At 77.3% G+C, this 3716-nt stretch carries 3 protein-coding genes; 2 read left to right on the forward strand and 1 reads right to left on the reverse strand.

The genetic code is table 11. The annotated features are described in order from the left end of the window. On the reverse strand, nt 1–1764 hold a 1764-nt coding region (locus MCM47_RS44425), incomplete at its 3' end, for a GAF domain-containing protein (RefSeq protein WP_238951676.1). A gap of 92 nt (nt 1765–1856) precedes the next feature. Here MCM47_RS44425 and MCM47_RS44430 point away from each other — a divergent pair. Together MCM47_RS44430 and MCM47_RS44435 are read left to right on the forward strand one after the other, a co-directional pair. Continuing rightward, entirely contained in the window at nt 1857–2189 is a 333-nt protein-coding gene (locus tag MCM47_RS44430) for a DUF4326 domain-containing protein (protein ID WP_238864686.1), read from the forward strand. A gap of 141 nt (nt 2190–2330) precedes the next feature. After that, nucleotides 2331–3644, forward strand: coding sequence for a PQQ-binding-like beta-propeller repeat protein (locus tag MCM47_RS44435; protein ID WP_238864687.1), 1314 nt, complete (start codon nt 2331–2333; stop codon nt 3642–3644). The last annotated feature ends 72 nt before the right edge of the window (nt 3645–3716 follow it).

Genomic DNA, 3716 nt, shown 5'->3' on the forward strand with positions numbered 1-3716 from the left:
CCCGCCGAGGCCGGTGAGCAGTCCGCGCTCCTCCACGGTGAACGCGCGGGGCTCGTCGAAGCCGATGATGCAGCTGCCGACGGGGTGCCCGGAGGCGATCAGCGGCAGGAACGCCCAGGCGCCCATCTCGTCGAGGGCGATCCCCGGGTAGGCGGCGGCGAGGGCGTGGACGTTCTCGAAGAAGATCGGCGCGCCGGTGCTGAGCGTCTCGGCCCCGGGCACCCGGGCACCCGTCGGGGTGCCCTCGAAGCGGTCGAGGAAGCCGTCGGGGTACCCGCTCTGCGAGATCAGGTGCAGTCGCTTGTCGCGGACGGCGTAGATGGCGAGCTCCTGGCCGCCGAAGGCCGGCAGGATCTGCTCCTCGACGGCGCGGCAGACCTCGCGGACGGTCACGGCCTCGCTGAGCGCGCTCGCGAGCTGCAGCAGGTGGTACATGCCGCCGACGCCGGGGCGGGCGCCGAGGTCGGGCTCGGGTTCGGTCGGCTTCCCGGTGCGGCCCGGCGGCGGCTCGGCGGCGACCACCCGGCCGGTGACGCCGTGTGCGTCCGGGTAGAGCGAGAAGGCGAACCAGTCGTCCGGCGGTCGGGCGGCCAGGAAGGCGGTGGGCTGCTGGGAGAGCATGGCGGCCCGGTAGCGGTTCTCGTAGACCGGGTCCGAGAGCCAGGGCAGCACCTCCCAGGGGTGGTGGCCGACCAGGTCCTCCCGGCGGGCGCGCAGCAGCAGCTCGACGCTGCGGTTGGCGTAGGTGATCCGGCCGTCGGGGTCGAGCGAGAAGACGCCGTCGTGCAGCCGCTCGACCGCGGCCGCGGCGGCGGTGCCGGTGCGGGTGTCCAGGACGGCGCCGACGAGGTGGGCACGCCCGTCGGGAACGCCCTCGGGGACGCGGGCCCAGAGCTCGACGGGGTAGTGGTGGCCGTCGCGGTCCAGCACCCGGACCCGGGCGGCCAGCATCCGGCCGTGGTCGAGGGCGGCCCGGGCGGCGGCGCGGAACTCGGGCAGGTCGCCGGGGGCGATCCGGGTGGTCAGGCTGGCCGCCCGGCCGTCGAACTCGGCGGGGTCGAGGCCGAGGATCTCGCAGAACTGGTCGTCGGCGGAGATCGCACCGGTGGCCACGTTCCAGTCGAAGAGCCCGACCCGGGTGGTGGGCGGCCCCGGGGGCGCCAGCTCGACCACCGCGGTGTCGCCGTTGGGCTCGATCGGGTACCCGGCCTCCTCCAGCTGCGCCAGTCCGGCGGCCAGCCGGTCGGCCGCCTTCCGCAGGTGCGACCGCGCCTCCTCCGGCACCCCGTCGTCGGAGGAGGGCCAGAGCGCGCTCACGACCCCGTACCGGGCCTCGCCCCTGCGGACCGGAACGCAGGCCGAGGCGTAGTCGTAGGGCAGACCGACGGCCAGCTGCGGGAAGCGCCGCATGGTGTCCTCGGTGTCGGACAGCGTGATCGTCCGCCCGGTCCGGTAGCACACCGCCACCGGCATCGGGCCCGCCGCGGCGACCCGGCGGAACGCGCTCATCAGCGAGAGCGGCACGCCCGCGATGGTGCAGAGCACGAGCGAGCGGCGGTCACGCGAGCGCAGGTAGACCAGCGCGCCGTAGGCGCCGGTGCTCTCCAGCGTGTTGCGGGCGGTCGTGGCCAGCAGGGAGTCCCGCTCGTGGGCGGCCCGGGCGGCGGCGTCGCTCCGCCGCGGACGGTGCGGGTCGGGACGCGTCGCCCGGGCACGAGCGGTCGGCTGCGGACCGGACGGGTCCGCCGGCACACCCTGGCGCATCCTCTCTTGCTACGCCGGGGTCAAGGGACTGTCAAGGCGAGCCCCCGCCGCCCCGGGGTGCCCGTCCGTCCCGGCTGCGCCAGCATGGGGGCATGCCGCCCCCTCCCGGCCCGACCACCGTGGTCAACCTCAAGGGCCACCGCGACGACCCGGACTACGCCGACGTGGTGTACGTCGGCCGCGCCGTGCACCGCGGCGGCTGGCACCTGGCAGAGTCCCCGCTGCACTGCCCGTACCGGCCCGGTCCCGACCTCACCCGCGAGGAGATGCTCGTCCGCTACCGCGCGTACCTCCTCGACCGCCCCGAGCTGCTCGCCCTCCTCCCCGGGCTGCGCGGTCGCCGCCTGGGCTGCTGGTGCGTCCCCCTCCCCTGCCACGCGGAGGTCATCGCCGACCTCGCCGACCACCCGCCGGAGGAGGCGTAGCCGAGGGCCGTCCGCAGGCGCGTCCGGCGGGCCCGCCGGAGCCGGGAGCGCCCGGGCGCCTGCGAACGACCGGGCGCCGCTCGGATATCCTCCGTCGGAAGGTGCAGCACGGCGGCTGCCCAGGGGGAATCGAGTACGGAGATGCAGCACCCGGCGTCCGGGCGGACCGACGCGGCCGAGGCGGCCTCCTGGCAGTGGGACGGCGAGGCCGAGGGAGCACCGGTGGCACCGGCCGACGTGATCGGCGGTGGCCGCGGGGACGACGACGGGCGGTGGCTCGGCCGGCGCCGGCTGCTGCTCGGCGGGGCCGGGGTCCTCGCGGCGGGTGCGGCGGCCTGGGCGCTCGGCCGCTCGGGCGGCGACGCCCGGGAGCCGGCGCCGAAGCCGCAGCCCACCCGGCTCAGCGGGCCGGCGCCGCTCTGGTCGTACCGGGGGCCCGAGGGGATGACGCCCGAACGGCTCGGCGACCGCCCCGCGCGGCCGCTGTTCCTCTCCCGCGCCGGCCTGCAGGTGCTCGACCCCGCCACCGGCTCGGTGCTGCGCACGCTGGCCGTCGACGCGCCGCGGTCCGACTGGCCGAGCGACACCGACCTGCCCGGCCTGCGGGTGGTCGTCTCCGGCGACCGGCTGTTCACCGCCTCGCCGGGCCACCTCGACTCCCGCCACCTCGTCGAGCCTGCCGCGGAGTGGAGCCTGCCGCTGGCCGAGGAGCTGGGCACCAGCGCGACCCTGTTCGGCGCCGACGGCGACATCGTCTTCGGCCGGGCCGAATCCCGGCCCTTCCTGGGGACCGGCAACCTGTTCGCCGTGCGCTACCCGGACCGGGCGGTGCTCTGGTCCCGGGCCTCGACCGGCGCCGAACGGCCGTTCTCCCCGGCGACCCCGGCCGGTGGCCGGATCCCCCTCCTCGACACCTCGACCGGCGGCGGCCGGCTCGTCCTGCTGGAGACGGCCACCGGGCGGCGGCTCTGGGAGGTGCCCACGGAGGTCGGCCTGGGCTGGGCGGTGGCCGACGAGCAGCACGTCTACGTCCCGCGGCACCCCGGCGCCGTCCGGGCGCTGCGGGTGGCCGACGGGACGCCGCACTGGTCGGTCGAGCCCGGCCCCGCCGACTCCAGCCGCTGCCTGCCGCCGGTGACCTCCGGCGGCACCGTCTTCGTCCCGCGCGACAGCGGCCTGGTGACCGCCCACGCCCTCGCCACCGGGGAGCGGCTCTGGGACGTCTGGCTGCCGTTCCGGCTGGACCGGCGCAGCCGCCCGCTGGTGGCGGGCGGGCTCCTCCTGGTCCCCGGTCCGGCCGCCTCCGGCGTCCAGGCACTCGACGCCGCAACCGGGGAGGAGCGGTGGACGTTCCGCGACTCGGGGCCGGGCGTGGACGTCTGGTCGCTGGCCGCCGACGACCACCGGATCTACGCCGGCCACGACGACGTGCTGCACGCGCTTCCGCTCGCCTGACCGGCACGCCCCGGCCCCGTCCGGGCCGCCCCGGCCCCGTCCGGGCCGCCCCGGCCCCGTCCGGGCCGCCCC

This window comes from Kitasatospora sp. A2-31 (genome assembly GCF_022288725.1).
Taxonomy (GTDB): domain Bacteria; phylum Actinomycetota; class Actinomycetes; order Streptomycetales; family Streptomycetaceae; genus Kitasatospora.

What these genes read in the sequence shown, in the direction of transcription:
- MCM47_RS44435 (WP_238864687.1), top strand. Translation starts at nt 2,331, where the DNA reads ATGCAGCACCCGGCGTCCGGGCGGACCGACGCGGCCGAGGCGGCCTCC.
- MCM47_RS44430 (WP_238864686.1), top strand. Translation starts at nt 1,857, where the DNA reads ATGCCGCCCCCTCCCGGCCCGACCACCGTGGTCAACCTCAAGGGCCAC.